This window comes from Bradyrhizobium sp. B039 (assembly GCF_038965675.1).
GTDB lineage: Bacteria > Pseudomonadota > Alphaproteobacteria > Rhizobiales > Xanthobacteraceae > Bradyrhizobium > Bradyrhizobium diazoefficiens.
Genome location: NZ_CP152416.1, coordinates 4288593 through 4305020 on the forward strand (window position 1 = coordinate 4288593; position 16428 = coordinate 4305020).

20 protein-coding genes are annotated in these 16428 nt (G+C 65.5%); 8 read left to right on the forward strand and 12 right to left on the reverse strand.

Annotated elements, in window-relative coordinates:
• Nucleotides 1-187: 187 nt before the first annotated feature.
• The 6 genes from AAFG50_RS19940 to AAFG50_RS19965 form a co-directional block, all read right to left on the reverse strand.
• Entirely contained in the window at nt 188-970 is a 783-nt protein-coding gene (locus AAFG50_RS19940; protein ID WP_028171177.1) for an ABC transporter ATP-binding protein, read from the reverse strand.
• Nucleotides 958-2013 carry a dihydrodipicolinate synthase family protein gene (locus tag AAFG50_RS19945; RefSeq protein WP_028171178.1) on the reverse strand — a complete coding sequence of 352 codons (1056 nt, stop codon included), beginning with the start codon at nt 2011-2013 and terminating at the stop codon, nt 958-960. The genes AAFG50_RS19940 and AAFG50_RS19945 overlap by 13 nt, the downstream gene beginning before the upstream one ends.
• Before the next feature lie 6 nt (nt 2014-2019).
• Nucleotides 2020-2841: a GNAT family N-acetyltransferase gene (locus AAFG50_RS19950; RefSeq protein WP_028171179.1), complete on the reverse strand. Its 822-nt coding sequence runs from the start codon at nt 2839-2841 to the stop codon at nt 2020-2022.
• A complete protein-coding gene (locus AAFG50_RS19955) occupies nt 2828-3865 on the reverse strand; it encodes an NAD(P)-dependent oxidoreductase (protein WP_028171180.1) in 1038 nt (345 codons plus the stop codon). Before AAFG50_RS19955 ends, AAFG50_RS19950 begins: the two co-directional genes overlap by 14 nt.
• A 48-nt stretch (nt 3866-3913) precedes the next feature.
• The gene (locus tag AAFG50_RS19960; RefSeq protein WP_028171181.1) at nt 3914-4684 is read right to left on the reverse strand and encodes an ABC transporter permease; all 771 of its coding nucleotides are present in this window, start codon (nt 4682-4684) and stop codon (nt 3914-3916) included.
• A gap of 81 nt (nt 4685-4765) precedes the next feature.
• The gene (locus AAFG50_RS19965; RefSeq protein ID WP_028171182.1) at nt 4766-5413 is read right to left on the reverse strand and encodes a TetR/AcrR family transcriptional regulator; all 648 of its coding nucleotides are present in this window, start codon (nt 5411-5413) and stop codon (nt 4766-4768) included.
• A gap of 100 nt (nt 5414-5513) precedes the next feature.
• On the opposite strand from AAFG50_RS19965, the gene AAFG50_RS19970 reads away from it, so the two are divergent.
• The 5 genes from AAFG50_RS19970 to AAFG50_RS19990 all read left to right on the forward strand — a co-directional run bounded on the left by AAFG50_RS19970 (nt 5514) and on the right by AAFG50_RS19990 (nt 9005).
• Nucleotides 5514-6518, forward strand: coding sequence for an ABC transporter substrate-binding protein (locus tag AAFG50_RS19970; protein ID WP_028171183.1), 1005 nt, complete (start codon nt 5514-5516; stop codon nt 6516-6518).
• A 313-nt stretch (nt 6519-6831) separates the two neighbouring features.
• Nucleotides 6832-7527 (forward strand): septum site-determining protein MinC, encoded by a 696-nt coding sequence (gene minC / locus AAFG50_RS19975; RefSeq protein ID WP_011086984.1) that lies wholly within the window; start codon nt 6832-6834, stop codon nt 7525-7527.
• 21 nt (nt 7528-7548) lie between these two features.
• Nucleotides 7549-8364 (forward strand): septum site-determining protein MinD, encoded by an 816-nt coding sequence (gene minD, locus AAFG50_RS19980; RefSeq protein ID WP_011086985.1) that lies wholly within the window; start codon nt 7549-7551, stop codon nt 8362-8364.
• Nucleotides 8361-8642 (forward strand): cell division topological specificity factor MinE, encoded by a 282-nt coding sequence (gene minE / locus AAFG50_RS19985; RefSeq protein ID WP_011086986.1) that lies wholly within the window; start codon nt 8361-8363, stop codon nt 8640-8642. The genes minD and minE overlap by 4 nt, the downstream gene beginning before the upstream one ends.
• Before the next feature lie 177 nt (nt 8643-8819).
• On the forward strand, nt 8820-9005 hold the full coding sequence (locus AAFG50_RS19990) for a hypothetical protein (protein WP_028171184.1): 186 nt from the start codon (nt 8820-8822) through the stop codon (nt 9003-9005).
• A gap of 19 nt (nt 9006-9024) precedes the next feature.
• Here the strand turns inward: AAFG50_RS19990 and AAFG50_RS19995 are convergent, their stop codons facing one another.
• Both AAFG50_RS19995 and AAFG50_RS20000 read right to left on the reverse strand, forming a co-directional pair.
• On the reverse strand, nt 9025-9276 hold the full coding sequence (locus tag AAFG50_RS19995) for a hypothetical protein (protein WP_028171185.1): 252 nt from the start codon (nt 9274-9276) through the stop codon (nt 9025-9027).
• Nucleotides 9277-9368: 92 nt separating this feature from the next.
• Entirely contained in the window at nt 9369-9761 is a 393-nt protein-coding gene (locus AAFG50_RS20000; RefSeq protein WP_011086989.1) for a hypothetical protein, read from the reverse strand.
• A 128-nt stretch (nt 9762-9889) separates the two neighbouring features.
• Between AAFG50_RS20000 and AAFG50_RS20005 the strand changes: the two genes are divergently transcribed.
• Nucleotides 9890-10672, forward strand: coding sequence for an SDR family oxidoreductase (locus AAFG50_RS20005; RefSeq protein WP_028171186.1), 783 nt, complete (start codon nt 9890-9892; stop codon nt 10670-10672).
• A gap of 1 nt (nt 10673) precedes the next feature.
• Here AAFG50_RS20005 and AAFG50_RS20010 read toward each other — a convergent pair whose 3' ends face one another.
• Together AAFG50_RS20010 and AAFG50_RS20015 are read right to left on the reverse strand one after the other, a co-directional pair.
• Nucleotides 10674-10904, reverse strand: a complete 231-nt coding sequence (locus AAFG50_RS20010) for a hypothetical protein (RefSeq protein WP_028171187.1) — start codon at nt 10902-10904, stop codon at nt 10674-10676.
• A 512-nt stretch (nt 10905-11416) separates the two neighbouring features.
• Complete coding sequence (locus AAFG50_RS20015) at nt 11417-12418, reverse strand: hypothetical protein (RefSeq protein ID WP_028171188.1); 1002 nt, start codon at nt 12416-12418, stop codon at nt 11417-11419.
• 274 nt (nt 12419-12692) lie between these two features.
• On the opposite strand from AAFG50_RS20015, the gene AAFG50_RS20020 reads away from it, so the two are divergent.
• Nucleotides 12693-13346: a L,D-transpeptidase gene (locus tag AAFG50_RS20020; protein ID WP_011086992.1), complete on the forward strand. Its 654-nt coding sequence runs from the start codon at nt 12693-12695 to the stop codon at nt 13344-13346.
• Between the two features lie 30 nt (nt 13347-13376).
• Here the strand turns inward: AAFG50_RS20020 and AAFG50_RS20025 are convergent, their stop codons facing one another.
• Together AAFG50_RS20025 and AAFG50_RS20030 are read right to left on the reverse strand one after the other, a co-directional pair.
• Nucleotides 13377-13811, reverse strand: coding sequence for a hypothetical protein (locus AAFG50_RS20025; protein WP_028171189.1), 435 nt, complete (start codon nt 13809-13811; stop codon nt 13377-13379).
• A gap of 119 nt (nt 13812-13930) precedes the next feature.
• Entirely contained in the window at nt 13931-14395 is a 465-nt protein-coding gene (locus AAFG50_RS20030; protein ID WP_011086994.1) for a MarR family transcriptional regulator, read from the reverse strand.
• Between the two features lie 103 nt (nt 14396-14498).
• Between AAFG50_RS20030 and AAFG50_RS20035 the strand changes: the two genes are divergently transcribed.
• Nucleotides 14499-16421 (forward strand): FAD-binding monooxygenase, encoded by a 1923-nt coding sequence (locus tag AAFG50_RS20035; RefSeq protein WP_028171190.1) that lies wholly within the window; start codon nt 14499-14501, stop codon nt 16419-16421.
• The last annotated feature ends 7 nt before the right edge of the window (nt 16422-16428 follow it).

Here is a 16428-nt window from a genome sequence, read left to right on the forward strand (position 1 = left end):
GCAGCAAGAGGGCGCGGTGTTTTCAGGCGTGATCCGAAGGACACTGTCATTCCGGGGCGCGCCTCTTGGCGGGAGCTATGATGCGCAATTGCGCATCTGAGAATCCATTTCACCGCGTGTCTTGCCGCCCGATGGATTCCGGGCTCGCGACTTCGTCGCGCCCCGGAATGACGGCGGAGGGAGCGGTCTACGCCGCGCCCAGCCCGAGCTTTGCGTAGATGCGCCGCGCATAGGCACCGAACGCATCCGTTGTCTTGAGCGGAAGGTCGCGCGGGAAGGGCAGCTCGATCGGGAAGTAGTCGGCCATCTTCGCCGGGCCCGCGGTCAGCACGGCGCAATGCGAGGACAGGAACACCGCTTCCTGGATCGAATGCGTGACGAAGATGATGGTCTTGCCGCTCTCGCGCCAGATCCGCAGCATCTCCAGGTTCATCTGCTCGCGCGTCAAGGCGTCCAGCGCGCCGAACGGCTCGTCCATCAGGATCAGCTTGGGATCGTGGATGAAGGCCCGCGCGATGGCGGTGCGCTGCTGCATGCCGCCTGACAGCTGCTGCGGATATTTCTGCTCGTAGCCGGCAAGCCCGACCAGATTGAGCAGATCGCGCGCCCGCTCGCGCGCGGCTTTCATCGGTAGCCCCACGATCTCGGCCGGCAGCAGCACGTTGTCCAGGATCGTGCGCCATTTCAGCAGCAGCGCCTGCTGGAATACCATGCCGATGTCGCGGGTCGGATCGAACGGGCTCCTGGCGCTGCCGATCTTCACGGTGCCGCCGTCGGCGCCGTGCAGGCCGGCCAGAATCTTCATCACCGTCGTCTTGCCGCAGCCGGACGGGCCGACCAGCGAGACGAGCTCGCCTTCCTGCACGTCCATGGTGACGTCGGAGACGGCGAGAAACTCCGCGCCGCCGCTGCGGTAGACTTTCCGGACGCCGCGCAGGCTGATGAAGGGCTCGTCCGTCATGCCAGCCATTTGCTGAGGTTGGCGGCCACGAAGTCATCGTCGCTGAGGTCGGCGTGCTCGCGGCAGACGCGGTCGATCTCCTCCTTTTGGCCGGGGCTGAGGCCCTCGGCCGGATCGAGGCACCACAGCCCCTGCATCAGGCCCTGACGCCGCAGGATCTCGTGGCAGCCGGCGATGCAGCCGTGGAAATTGTTGGCGACGTCGAAGAAGGCGCTGTTGCAATCGGTGACGCGGGCATCGAGCGCGAGCAGGTCGGCCGGCACGCTGTCCTTGTGCCGCGCCGCCTTGCAGCGCTCGAATTGCTTGATGGCGCTCGCCGTCCACACCGACCAATGGCCGAGCAGTCCGCCCTTGAAATAGGTGCGCGTGGTGACGCCGTCGTCGCGCAGGTCGAACGGCAGCATGAGATCGAGCAGGATATGGTCATCATTGCCGGTGTAGAGCGCGACGCGGTCGAGCGCACCCGCGGCTGCGACGCCGCGCAGCACGTCGAGCGTGCGGTAGCGGTTGAACGGCGCGATCTTGATTGCGATCACATTGTCGATCGAGGCAAAGCGTTGCCAGAATTGGCTCGACAGGATGACGCCGCCGACGGCCGGCTGGAGATAGAAGCCGACCAACGGAATTTCGGCGGCGACCGCGGTGCAGTGCGCGATAATCTCGTCCTCGGAGGCGCTCTTCATCGCGGCAAGGCTGAGCAGGCCGGCGTGGTAGCCGATGTCGCGCGCGGTGCGCGCTTCAGCGGTTGCCTGTCTGGTCGGACCGGCAAGTCCCGCGACCATCGCCAGCGGACGCCTGGTCCAGCTCGCGGCGGTCTCGGCGGCGAGCTCCAGCACGGGACGGTAGAGGCCGACGTCGCGGATCGCGAACTGCGTCGTGTGCACGCCGACCGCAAGGCCGCCGGCGCCGGCGTCGATGTAGTAGCGCGTCAGCGCGCGCTGATGCTTCTTGTCGAGCTTTCGTTCGGCGGTGAGCGCGAGAGGGTGCGCCGGCAGCACGGTGCCGTCGGCAATCAGCTTGCGAACGTCGGCGTTGATCTGGCTGTGGTGCATGATGTCCTATCCAAATTCAGGGCCGGCGACGGCGAATGGCATTTCCTCGGCAGCAGTGGTGGCGGGGCCGAAGCGCATGCGCTGGAACGGGCGTTCGACGGTCCAGCCCGAAGCGGTCAATCCCTCCAGGAACGCGCCTTGCGAGGCGACGGCGTCGAGCAGGAGGGGGCGGGTCTCGGATCGCGCGATCGCCTGGACCAGGGCCAGCGCTTCGACGGCATGATCTGCGAACAAGGGACCGATGTGGCGCGCGGTTCTGCCGTCGCGGACCAGCGCGATGCATCCATTCGAAGCGACGATACGCGAGCCGAAGCGCTGTGCGAAGGCGGTCAGGAGGGCGGTCCGGTCGAAACCGGTGACCCGCCGGTCCCGCGCACAAAGCGCGTCAAGCGTCGCGGCCGAAGGCGGTCGCGCCGACGCTTGCGCTGAATTGACCAATTTCAGCCGCCGTAATTGCAGGGTCGGCGTGAAGCCGAGCGGCCCGTACACGGCAGCACCGTCGGGGGTCGCGTCGAGCCAGCTGGTCAGGCCGTTCCTGCGCGCCGTCTCCAGGCAGGCGTCGACGAGGCGCGTCGCAAGGCCACGGCGGCGATGCGTGCCTGATACGAGCACCATGCTGATCCAGGCGTTGCTGCCGGAATAGGGCAGCAGTGCCGCTGTCGCGACCAGCCGCATGCCATCGCGAATGCCGAACACGACGCCGTCGCGCAGGAAAATGCGCCAGTCCTCTTCGGTCTGGTTCCAGTGCGCCTCGACCGACAGCACGAGCCCGGCGATGGCATCGTTCACGCCGAGCTTGATGATGGGCGGGGTGTCAGTAGCGGCCATCGCGCACCTCGTATTTGGTGGGCTTGCCGAGGCTCGGCATGGCGCGGGACACCCAGTCGGCGGTCCAGGCAATCAACTGCTCGGTGTCGACGACCGGCAGGCCGAATAGCTCGACCGCCTGCGAGGTGTCGGTCAGCCACGCCGTCGGCTCCTCCTCGCCGGTCAGCATCGGGGCGCGGCCGAACCTTGCGCCGAATTTCGCCGCGAGATCGCGCACCGCCAGGATCTCGTGACCGCTGACATTGATCGGCGAGGTCGGCGCCGTGCAATGGGCGAGGCAGCGCAGCGCCTGCGCGGACGCATCGCCCTGCCAGATGAAATTGACATGGCCCAGGCTGACGTCGATCGGCGTGCCGGTGAGGACCTTGGTGGCGATGTCGTGCAGCACGCCATAGCGCATGTCGATCGCGTAATTGAGCCGGAACAGCCGGCCCGGCGTCGAAAACTTGCGCGAAAAATACTCGAACATGCGCTCGCGGCCGACGCAGGACTGGGCGTATTCGCCGGGCGGATTTGGCGCCATGTCCTCGGTCGCGCCTTTGCCGTCGACCGGCACGAAGGGATAGACGCAGCCGGTCGAGAACGCCACGATCCGCGACGACGGAAAGGCCTGCGCGACAAGGGCCGGGACATGCGCGTTCATCGCCCATGTCAGCGACAGATCGCCCTCGGCGCCGAACTTGCGGCCGGCCATGAAGACGATGTTGGGCGCCTTCGGCAGCGCGTTGATCGCGGCCTCGTCGAGCAGGTCGGAATTGATCGTCTCGACGCCGCGCCGATGCAGCCAGTCCTTGACGCCCGCCTCGCTGAAGCGCGCGACGCCGATGACGCGGCGATCCGGCGCGGCGGCTTTGGCGAGCCCCGCCAGCGTCGGGCCCATCTTGCCGGCGACGCCGAGGATCATGATGTCGCCCTCGACCTTGTCGAGGTCGTCGATCAGCGCCTGGGTCGGCCGGCACAGGAGATCGTCGAGCGCGGCGATGTCAGGAATGGTCTTCGGCAGCGTCTGGCGGGTGAGGAGCATCGGTCGGTCCTTGGTCAGTCAGGTTTTCCGTTTTCAGGTCTGCCGTTATCAAGTCTGTCTTGCATCGCCGACCACGAACATGCGCTCAAGGGCGAGCACGAGGCCGTAGAGGGCGACGCCGAGCAGCGTCAGCAGCACCACGGCCATCACCATCGCTGGGGTGTCGAGCGAGGACTGCACCTGGATCATGAGGTAGCCGAGCCCGCGCTCGGAGGCGATGAACTCGCCGACGATGGCGCCGGCGACCGCCAGGATGGCGCCGACCTTCATGCCGGAGAACACGTAAGGCAGCGATCCCGGCAGCTGGATCTTGCGGAACAGCGTCCAGCGCGAGCCGCGCAGCGATTTGACGAGATCGAGCAGATCCGGTTCGACCTCGCGCAGGCCGCGGGCGGTGGTGAGCAGGATCGGGAAGAAGCAGATGCTGAAGGCAATCAGGATGTTCGGCACGATGCCGTAGGAGAACCAGACGATCAGAAGCGGGCCGAGCGCAACCTTCGGGATCATGTTCAGCGTCACGAACAGCGGCAGCAGCACCATGCTGACCAGCGGCGCCCAGCTGAAGATCACCGCGAGGGTGACGCCGACGAATGCGCCGAGTGCGAAGCCGCCGAGGATCTCGATCGCCGTCACCAGCGTGTTGGAGCCCCAGGCGTAGCTCGCGGTTCCCAGTGTCTGCACGGTCGCGAGCGGCGAGGGCAGGATGAATTTCGGCACGTGGAAGGCGTCGACCGCGACCTGCCACAGCACGAGCACGGCGAGGTGCACGATCAGGATGATCGCAAAGCTGCGCGCTGTGCGTGCCCCGTCGGCTGCCACGTTCTGCTCCCTGTTGTTCGCGGCTCTCGGCCACGATCTCAGCCTAACCGTCCCGGGGGCAAGTTTCAACCATCTGGTTGATTAAGGGCGGAGCGACTGGAGCACCAGGTCGACGACATGCCTGCGCCGGGCACGGCGCTGAGCGCGGCTCGACAGGTCCTTGCCGAAGATCGCCGACAGCGTCGGCGTGTTGGAGAAGAAGAAATAGCTGAGGCCCGCGATGGAGATGTAAAGCTGGACGGGGTCGATCCCTTTGCGGAACAGCCCGCAACGCACGCCCTCATGGAGGATGTGGGAGACGCTTTTCACGAGCGGGGAATGCATCGCCTCCAGTCGCGTGGAACCGCGGACATGGCGGGCGCCGCCGCGGTTCTCGTCGTTCAGAAGCACGATGAAATCAGGGTTTGCCGCCAGGTGATCGAACGAGGCTTCGATCAGCCGGCGGATCGCCTTGTCGGGCGGCAGGCCTTCCAGATTGAGCCTGCGCTCCTGCTCGCGGATGTCCTCATAGACCCATTCGAGCACGGCGAGGTAGAGCGCGTCCTTGTCGCCGAAGTAGTGGTAGACGAGCTGCTTGTTGACGCCGGCGCGCTCGGCGATCTCGTCGACGCGGGCGCCCGCAAGGCCGTGCCGGGCGAACTCCAGGCGCGCCGCGGTGAGCAGCTTCTTGCGGGTGGCGACCGGGTCGCGCCGCTGCGGCACGGTGTCGCCAGATCGTTCTGCGGGCATTTCCAACCAAACAGTTGACAAGTGGAGGGCGGGCTTGTTGCATTGGTAGCCTCACATGGGGAGAGCGACAAGCCGGGTCGCGGCAATGAGGAGACAAGCGATGAAGCGTTTGCAGTCGGCGGTTGTGACCCTGATGCTCGGCTTGCCGGGCATGCCCGCGAACGCGGGCGAGGCGGTGAACCTGATCCTGAACTGGACGCCCACGGCCGACCATTCGCCCTATTATTACGCGAAGGCGCAGGGCTGGTACGAGAAGGCCGGCATCGACCTCACCATCGAGACCGGCAAGGGCTCCGGCGTCTCCGCCGCCAAGGTCGGCTCGGGCGGCTCGCCGTTCGGCGTCGCCGACCTCGCCACCATGCTGGTGGCCAAGAGCAAGGGCGCTGACACGGTCGCGGTGATGAGCGTCTACGCCAACACCGGCCAGACCTTCTACTGGCTGAAGAGCTACGGCGTGAACGGGGTGAAGGATTTCGCCGGCCACAAGATCGGCAATCCGCCCGGGGACGCCTCGCGCGTGATGTGGCCGGCCTTCGCCAAAGCTGCAGGCCTTGCGCCTGATGCGGTCGGCTTCGTCAATATCGGGCCCACCGCGAAGGTCGCGGCGCTGAAGAGCCACACCGTCGACATCATCAGCGACTTCTACAACGAGCACGATGTGAAGGCGATCGAGTTCGGCCAGGACCTCGGCTATGTCAACTGGAAGGACATCGGGCTCAACCCTTATGGCAACTCGCTGATCGTCAACGGTGCTTACTTGCAGAAGAACCCGAAGGTGGTCGAGGATTTCGTTCGCGTCACGCAGAAGGCCTTTGCAGCCTGCGTCGCCGACGTCACCCCGTGCCTGAAGGCGCTGCTCGACCAGGTCTCCGGCCTCGACAAGGAGAACCAGGAGCGCCAGTGGGAGCGCATCAAGTTCCTGATGACGGACGAGTTCACGACGACGAAGAGCCTCGGCTGGATCGACGGCGAGCGCATGAAGAAGGACTACGAACTGGTCCAGACCTATCTCGGCATGGAGAAGCCGTTCGACGTGACGACGGCGTTCACGACCAGGATGCTGGATCCCGCCATCAAGATGGATGCGAGCAAGGTGAAGAAGTAGGGGGGGGCTTCCGTATCGTCGTTCTGGCGAAAGCCAGGACCCCCGCGCGAGCGCTCGCGCTAGCCGCGATTACCCCAAGACGTCGTTTGGCGAAGACTCGTCGTTCGGTACCCCCACCGTCCGTAATCGATGGATTCCGCGGTATGGGTCCTGGCCTTCGCCAGGACGACACCGGAGGTCACGGCGGCTGTCCCGTGCGGACGAGCCGCCCAAGACCCACACCCAACTCACGTAACCCCGCGGAGAAATTAACCAGCCGTTAACCACATCCGCCGCATCGTTAACCATTCAATAACAGGGAACGAGTCGGCCGATGGAGGCTGCAGCAAAAGTCCAACGCCAAATGGTGCGCCTGCGCGGGCGCTCCTACGTGGCCTTCGTGTTCGTGCCGACGGTTCCGATCCTGGACTGGCTCCAGGAGATCGACGCCACCATCGCCCGTTCGCCGGGCTTCTTCGCCGGCCGGCCCGTGGTGATCGACCTGTCCTCGGTCGATCTCAGCCAGTCCGGCATCAATCATCTGCTCACCAGCCTTCAGGACCGCAACATCCGCGTGCTCGGGATCGAGGGCGTGGAGGAGGGCCGGCTGACCCCCATGATGCCGCCGCTGCTCTCGGGCGGGCGCAGCTGCGTGGTCGAGCCGAGCGCGCCAAAGAAGGTCGAGAAGGCGGAAGCCAAGCCAACCTCGCTCCTGCTCGAAAACCCCGTGCGCTCGGGCCAGACCGTGATCTTCCCCGAAGGCGACGTCACCATTCTCGGCTCCGTCGGCTCCGGCGCCGAGGTCGTCGCCGGCGGCTCCATCCACGTCTACGGCGCGCTGCGCGGCCGGGCCATGGCGGGGGTTAACGGGCACACGAGCGCCCGCATCTATTGCCAGAAGATCGAGGCCGAACTGCTTGCAATTGATGGGTTTTACCAGACTGCGGACGACATCGATGCCGCCTTGCGCGGCAAGCCGGCGCAGGCCTGGCTGCAGGGGAATACCATGCGAATTACAGCACTGAACTGACCAGCAAAGGAGACATTTCAGATGAGTAAGGTACTGGTCGTGACATCAGGCAAGGGCGGGGTCGGCAAGACCACGACGACCGCCGCGCTGGGGGCTGCCCTGGCGCAGCGCGGCGACAAGGTCGTCGTCGTCGATTTCGACGTCGGCCTGCGCAATCTCGATCTCGTCATGGGCGCCGAACGCCGCGTGGTGTTCGACCTCATCAACGTGGTGCAGGGGGTGGCAAAGCTGCCGCAGGCGCTGATCCGCGACAAGCGGCTGGAGAATCTCTGGCTGCTGCCGGCCTCGCAGACTCGCGACAAGGACGCGCTGACGGAAGAGGGCGTCGGCAAGGTCATCGACGATTTGCGCGGCCGCTTCGACTGGGTGATCTGCGACAGCCCTGCCGGCATCGAGCGCGGCGCCTCCATGGCGATGCGCTTTGCCGACGAGGCCGTGATCGTCACCAATCCGGAAGTGTCCTCGGTGCGCGATTCCGATCGCATCATCGGCATGCTCGATTCCAAGACGGTGCGGGCCGAGAAGGGCGAGCGGGTCGAGAAGCACATTCTCATCACCCGCTATGATGCCTCCCGCGCGGCGCGCGGCGAGATGTTGACCATCGACGACATCCTCGAAATCCTGGCAACGCCCTTGCTCGGCATCATTCCCGAGAGCCAGGACGTGTTGAAGGCCTCCAACGTCGGCACGCCGGTGACGCTGTCGAACGCGGACGGCGCACCCGCACGGGCCTATATCGATGCGGCGCGGCGGCTGTGCGGCGAGACCGTCGCCATGCAGGTGCCGTCGGAGCGCAAGGGCTTCATGGATCGTCTGCTGCGACGGAGGGCTGCATGAGCATGGGTCTGCTCCGACTTCTCCGCGGCAACAAGGCTTCTGCACCCGTCGCACGCGAACGGTTGCAGATTCTGCTCGCGCATGAACGCGGAATGCGCGGCCAGCCCGACCTGCTCGGCGTGCTGCGTGAGGAAATTCTCGCCGTCGTGTCCAAGCACGTCACGCTGGATCCGACCAAGGTCATCGTGCGGCTCGAGCGCGGCGACGAGGTGTCGACCCTGGAGGTCGATATCGAGGTGCCAAACGATCTCGAGCGCAAGCGCGTGGCGGTCGCGTAGGGGACGCGGCCGACGGCATCAGGTTTTGGGGTGGGTGAGAAGGCGGTCCGCCGGGCATGGCGGGCCGCCTTTTATCGTTGCTGGGGTGATCGGAACGAGACCCGCGACTTGATCGTTGTAGGAAATCCGCGGCTCCACCAAGCGTGCATCGCGGTTTCATCACACGGGCGAGCACCCATGATGTCGGAGCTCCAGGTCCACACCGTCGCACGCCAGATGCTCGAACGGCACGGCTTTGCTGCGATTGCGAAGGCCGCCGAGCAGGCCCAGGCCTGCGAGGGCCGCGGCGAGGCCGATGAGGCCAAGGAATGGCGTCACATCGAGGATGCCATGAAGGTCATACGTGGGCCGCACCAGAGCTGACCATGGGGAACGGGAACAGTCAGCGCTCCTCGTGATCGGCTCCCTGTGCCGGGGCGCGATGTTGCGTCTGCGGCTGGCCGCGCTCGTTCGTTTCCTTGCAGGAAAGCTGCTCCCACGAACCGTCGGGCGCCTGCTGATAGGCGCTACAGGACGACGAGGAGGTCGATTTGTCCTCGCCCTTCTGGGCGTCGGTATTCTTCGCAAAGGCCGGGGCGGTCAGCACGGCACTGATCGCGAGGGCGCCGGCGAAGACGAAATGAGCCATCCGCATAGGGATCTCCTGTTCGAAGAAGCCCGCATGCTGGCGAGGATTGTGACGATTATTGGCCACGGCGGCGGTTCCGCCGCGGTGTGCTTAACGCTCTAGCCGCCCTTGCTACGGATCAGGCCGGCGAGGTTGGTCTTCTGGGCTTCGCACCAGCCGGGCATGCCGAGGCGGCGCTGGTCCATATCGGTCGCCTGCGTCGCCACCGCGACCTCGGCCATCAGCTCGTCGTCCTGCTTCTCGCCCATCTTGCCGCCGGTATGCATCCAGGCGATCGCCTTGCGCACCTTCTCGGTGGTGCCGTCGGGCAGCTGCATCTGCTGCGCCTTCTGCACGAGGTCCTGATAGACGAGATCCGTGTTGGGGCACTCGACCTTGGCGGCGAAGGCCTGCAAGACCATCGTCACATAGGTCGAGCGTGGCGGCGCGTCGCCCGCCTGTGCCGGCGCGGCAAGCAGCAAAAGGCCCGTCATCAGAAAACCATAGCGCATCCTTGGTACCTCCTCGATTTTTTTGGGAGGCTAGCGTCCGGCGCGCCGCTCCGCAATGGCGCCGGGACGCAATTGTCGCGCCTCCGTGCGGTGCGCTAAATTGGCTGCTCCCGGACCCGGAGAGCGACATGAGCCTGTTCAGCGCGCCGTTCGATCCCGCAACCGACACGGCGCTCGTCACCGGCGCGGGCAACGGCATCGGCCGCGCGATCGCGCAGGCGCTGGTCGGCGAGGGCGTCCGGACCGTGTTCGCCGACGTGAGTGCGGAGCGGGTCAGTGCCGCGATCGGCGCGAGCGAGAGGCCTGGACACGCGGTGCCCTGGGTCGGCGATCTCGCGAGGCTCGATGCCTGCGATGCGCTGCTTGCCGCCTCACACGCCGCGCTCGGCGAGGTGACGCATTTCGTGCATAGCGCTTCGCCGCCGCGACGCGAGGCCGATCATGCGCTCGCGGTGGATCGCAGGACCTGGCAGGAGATGCACGCCGTCAACCTCGATGCGGGTTTTCATCTGGCGCGCGAGATCGCCAAGCGGCTGATCGCGGCGAAGCGGCCCGGCTCGTTCCTGTTCCTCACCTCGCTGCATGCGGGCACGCCGCGTAACCTGCCGCATTACTCGACGGCGAAGGCGGGGATGGCGATGCTGGTGAAGGAGCTGGCGAAGACGTTCGGGCGCCACGACATTCGCGTCAACGCGCTGGTGCCCGGTGCGATCGCTGCCGGCGGTTTCGTCGCGGATGCCTCGCTGGCGCGGCACATCCCGCTCGGGCGTCTGGGCGAGGCAAAAGACCTCGCACCGATGGCGCTCGCGGTGCTGTCGAACAAGCTCTCCGCTTACGTCACCGGCGCGGCCTTCGTCGTCGACGGTGGATTGTCGCTGACGAACTGGTTCGAGGCGCCGGTGCTGGAGTAGCCTAGCGCTGCCAGGCCGGCACGGGATCGAGCGGCGTGCGATAGAGCTCGTTGTGATCGCGGTCGGTGACGCGCACCGCGCAACCCTTTTGCTGAAGCTCCGGCTTCACTTGCGACAGCTCGTTGGCCAGTTGGTGGGCGCGATCGGAGGCGACCTCGATATCCTCGAGGATGATTCCGCCCTGGTTCTTGAACTCTTCACCAACCACAAGATCGAAGTAGTAGTAAGGCATCCGAATTCCCCGGTGTTACGACCCAAGTCTCGACGACAAGTCTGGAAAACAAGTCTTCAACGGAAGTCTCAACACATCCCGGATGGTACCACTGAGTCGATCTTTATCGAATGAATGAAGCGCGCAATCTCTGTGCTTATGGCGCAGAAATGATGTGCAGCATGCAGGCGCGTTAAGATTTTATTAAATATGTCAGCGTGATCATGAGGCATGGAATTGCAACAGAACCGGGCTCCGGGAACCGGCAGTTGCAAGAGAAGGCCGTCGGCATAGATCCCGACGGCCTTTTCTCTTGGCGGATTCGTTTGTTGTAAGACGATCGAAGCATAGTCGCCCGGACTCAACGCATCGCATCGAGTCGGACAGCTTGCAGCGACGCTGCGTTATGCGATCGCCCGGCGTTGGTCTAGAGCCTTTCCCGTTCCGATGGAATCGGAACGGGAAAGGCTCTAGATTCTTGTTTTGACGCGTTTTCTTTACGCGAACCGGTATCCACTTCGCTCGAAAACGCTCTAGCGCAGCGGCATTGGCGGACGCACGACGGGTCCATCGTCATCGGCAACGGCTTGTGTCGTGGCGGCCGGCGCGACCGGCGGTGGGACCGCGGCAGCCTGTGACGGCGGCGGCGGAGACGCGACCGGTGCGGGCGAATACGCCGGCATGTAGGTCTGCGTCACGGCCGGCTTCGGCTTGCGAACCGGTGGAGCCGGAGGCCGCGGCGGTAGCGCGGAAACGCGCGCGCGTGGATCGACCGGCATCGTCGCAGCCATCGGCTTCGGTGCGGACGGCTTCGCCATCTCGCGCGCCATCTGCTCCTGTCCGGCCTTCAACTCGGCGATGTTGGCCTTGAGTTGCTCGATCTGCTGCGCCATCGCGGCAAGATCCCGCGTCATCGATTGCACCGACTGAGCTGTTTCGGACGGCGCTGCTGCGGGAACGGCCGCAGACGCCGACTGAGTCGCTGCCGGCGTCGGGGATTGGTCGGCTGTTTGATCGGTTGCAGCTTCCGCCGCGGGCGGGGCGGACTGCGCAGCGGCGACCGGCGCCGGTTGTGACGTCGAAGGCATCAGCGACGCCAATACGGGTTTCCAGTCGGCGAGCATTTGCCTCGCCACGTCGCCGTGCCTCTCCCAGGCGATGGTGGCAGCCGCGCTGCCGCCCGCGAACAGAAACGTGACGAAAGCGCCGCGCAGCCACTTGCCGGCGGAGGATCGCTTCTGCCGGCCGTGACCATCGCCGGCGGTTACGCGCACCGCGGTGTCGACCGAGGGCGCCGCCGGCTGCGGCTCCACAACAGGGCTGAACTTCGGCTCCGGATTGATTCTGGGCCCGGGCGCGAATTTCGGCTCCGGACGCGGCGTGATGTCAGGCGCCAGCGCGGGGGCAGCGCCGACGGGGCGCGAGGCCAGCACGATATCCGGCGAGATCTGAACCGCGTCGTGCGGATCGTTGTCCTTGACCGTGTCCTTCACGATCTCATCGACGATTTGCTTGCTGTTCAGCATCGCGAGCATCGCAGCTCCTTTGAAGCCTTCGTCGTCCGCATTGGCGCGAGCCGATCTGTTGAGGTGAGCCCCGTCCCAAGTCTGATGACGCACGAGTCCAGCCGGGTTTGACCAAAGCAAGGCGAGGGGATGGAGATGATGCGACGGTCTTCTGCCGTTTGTGGTGATGGAACTCCGCCGGAAAAACACGCGGACGTGTTCCGCATTGCCTTGTTTTCAGCACGATTTGGGCAATATCTGACGCTGCTGGGGGTGCTGCTATCCGCTATCGGGGGGGCCGGCGGTGCCAAGATCTGTTCTCGCTCTTTTCGTTGTTGCCATGCTGCCGCTCGGCGGCTGCATGCAGACGACGCTTTCGCCATCCACGGATGCGAGCATGACGCCGCGCGACCGGCAGTTGCTCGCGCATACGCCATACGCTCAGGCGAACGTGCCCGAGCAATATCTCCGTCATATCGTCGATTACCAGCGCAAGGAGCAGCCGGGCACGATCCTGGTCGATACCGATGCGCGCTACCTCTATTTCGTGCTGCCCGAGGGCAAGGCGATCCGCTACGGCGTCGCGGTCGGCGAGGAGGCCATGGCCTTCTCGGGCGTCGCGCGCGTCGGCCGCCTGGCGGAATGGCCCGATTGGGTTCCGACAGCGGACATTCAGGCACGGCTTGGGCCGTATCCGGCGCGCGTCGCCGGCGGTCCCGCCAATCCGCTGGGCGCACGCGGCATCTATCTCTTTGTCGGCAACAAGGACACGCTCTACCGCATCCACGGCACCAACCAGCCCGAATATATCGGGCAGGCGATCTCGTCAGGCTGTATCCGGATGCGCAACGAGGACGTGATCGATCTCTACGACCGGGTGAAGCTCAATTCGATGGTCGTGGTGCTGCCGCCCGGGCAGAACGCGCAGGTCGAGACGGGCACGCGCTGGCGCGGGTGACCAGCGCGTCACGGCGCTGCCGCTCGGGCCCTACTCCCCGGGCCGTGCGATGCGCCATTGCAGCGTCGTGGCGTTGCCGTTGGCATCGCCCGGCGCCTTGTCGGCGGGTGACGTGTAGAGGGGGCGATAGCGGTATGCCCACATCCTGCTGCCGTCGTTGCGGCTGATCACGGTGAAGTCGCCGACGGCCTTGGCGTCGGCAGTTGCGGCGAGCGGAACCCAGCTTTCGGCGCACTTACCGTTGCAGTTCGACGTCTTGCCGGTGGTGTCGCGCTCGTAATAATAGAGCGTCATGCCCTTGGGATCGACGAGCTTGGGACCCTGCTTGGTGATGACCACCTTCGCCGGCGCGGTCGTCGCCTCGGGCTTGGGCGGAGGAGGGGTATCGCCGCCGCCATGGCCGTTTGCGAGCGCATGGCCGGTCGAGAGCGCGATGGCCGCGGCCGCAATGAGGAACCTGAACATCCGAAACTCCCGAACGGCAAAGTTAATCGCGCGTTAAGCGCCGAATGGGGCCGACGGTAGCAGCCGAAGGTTAGTTCCTGGTTTCGCGGCGCTGCGACAATTACGGGCATGAATGCGGCTTAGGCCTGCACATCGCGGAGCGGGGCGCGGCTGAGCTCGTTGCCGGCAGCGATCGCCTTGCGCATCAGACGCATCAGCTCCTCGCCTTCCCTGGCGCTGAGGCCGCGCAGCATGATGCGCTGTGCGGACTCGACCGCCGGCGTGATCTTGCGCAGCGTGCGCCGGCCCTCGTCGGTGACCTCGAGCTCGCGGGCGCGGCGGTCGCGGCTCGAGGCGCGGCGCTCCGCCAGCCCCTTCTGCACGAGGCGATCGATCACGCCGGTGATGGTGGTGCGGTCATAGGCGATCAACCCTGCGAGCGTCACCTGGTCGAGCCCCGGATTGGCCTTGATGGTCGCGAGCGCGGCGTATTGCACCGGCGTGAGGTCGAAGCCGGCATCCCCGACCTCGGCCAGGAAGACCGCGACCGCGATCTGCTGGAAGCGGCGCGCCAGATGACCGGGCATGTCGTTGTTGTCTTTCACCGAATTCTCCTGAGGTCACAGGGAGGGCGGGATCCGTTGACAAGTATACTGATAGTCAGCATACTGAGCAATATCGAAGAAGACGTTGACGGGAGAGGTGCTCATGCAATTCCATCTCAATGGATTTCAGCCGGGCGACCCTGAAATCGCCGATCCCGCTGAACGCGTTCAGGCCCCCGGTGCAGCGGGCGGCGTGCCCGACGAGGTCGACGTCCTCATCGTCGGCTGTGGGCCCGCAGGCCTGACGCTCGCGGCCCAGCTTGCCCAATTTCCTGACATCAAGACCTGCATCGTCGAGCAGAAGCCGGGCCGGCTGTCGGTCGGCCAGGCCGACGGCGTCGCCTGCCGCACCATGGAGATGTTCCACGCTTTTGGTTTCAGCGAGCGCGTGCTGAAGGAAGCCTATTGGGTCAACGAGACGACGTTCTGGAAGCCGGACGAACGGCGGCCCGAGACCATCGTCCGCAGCGGCCGGGTGCAGGACGTGGAGGACGGGCTGTCGGAATTCCCGCACGTTATCCTCAACCAGGCGCGCATCCATGACGGCTTTCTCGACGTCATGCGCAAATCGCCGGCCAAGCTCGAGCCCTATTACAGCCGCCGCCTGCTCGACCTCCAGGTCGATCCGGCCTCGGGGCCTGCCGACCATGCCGTGACCGTGCGCCTCGAACGCGTCGACGCCGAAAACGAGGGCAAGGTCGAGACGATCAGGGCGCGCTACGTCGTCGGCTGCGACGGCGCGCGCAGCACCGTGCGCAAGTCGATCGGCCGCGAACTGCACGGCGATTCCGCCAACCACGCCTGGGGCGTGATGGACGTGCTGGCGGTGACCGATTTTCCGGACATCCGCTTCAAGGCCCTGATCCAGTCGGCGAAGGACGGCAGCCTGCTGATCATTCCGCGCGAAGGCGGCTACATGGTGCGCATCTATGTCGAGCTCGCCAAGCTCGACGTCGGCGAGCGCGTCGCCAGCCGCAACATCACCGCCGATGACGTGATCGCCAAGGCGCAGCGGATCCTGAAACCGCATACGCTTGACGTGAAGGAGATCGCCTGGTGGTCGGTCTACGAGATCGGCCAGCGCCTGACCGACAAGTTCGACGACGTGCCGGAAGCCGAGACCGCGACCCGCCTGCCGCGCATCTTCATCGCCGGCGATGCCTGCCATACCCACAGCCCGAAGGCGGGGCAGGGTATGAACGTCTCGATGCAGGATGCCTTCAATCTCGGCTGGAAGCTCGCCGCCGTGCTCCGCAAGCAGAGTGCGCCAAGCCTGCTGCATTCCTATTCCGCGGAGCGCCAGGCGGTCGCGAAAGAGCTGATCGACTTCGACCGCGAATGGTCGGGGATTCTGGCCTCTGCGGCCAAGGCCGGTGGCGCCGATGCCGCCATGACGCAGGACTATTTTGTCCGGCACGGCCGCTATACGGCCGGCACCGCGACGCATTACACGCCCTCGGTCCTCACGGGGGCTTTGTCCCATCAGCATCTTGCGGAAGGCCTCGTGATCGGCAAGCGCTTCCATTCCGCGCCGGTGATCCGGCTGGCGGACGCAAAGCCCGTTCATCTCGGCCACGCGGCGCAGGCCGACGGACGCTTCCGCATCTATGCATTTTCCGGCGCGGAGAATCCGGCGGCGGCCGGCTCCGCCATTCGTGCGTTGTGCAATTTTCTCACCGAGGCAGGGGAATCGCCGGTGAGGCGATACACCCCCGGAGGCGCCGACATCGACGCCGTGATCGATCTGCGCGCGGTGTTTCAGCAAGATCATCGCGAGCTTGCGATCGAGGCGATGCCACCGCTGCTGCTGCCGCGCAAAGGCCGCTACGGTTTGCTTGACTACGAAAAGATGTTCTGTCCGGATTTCAAGAGCGGTCACGATGTGTTTGCGATGCGCGGCATCGATCGGAAGGCCGGTTGCATGGTCGTCGTGCGGCCGGATCAATACGTCGCGAACGTGCTGCCGCTCGACGATCTTGCCGGGCTCGCGTCGTACTTCGACGGGTTCATGCTGCCGGTGAATTGACGTTCGC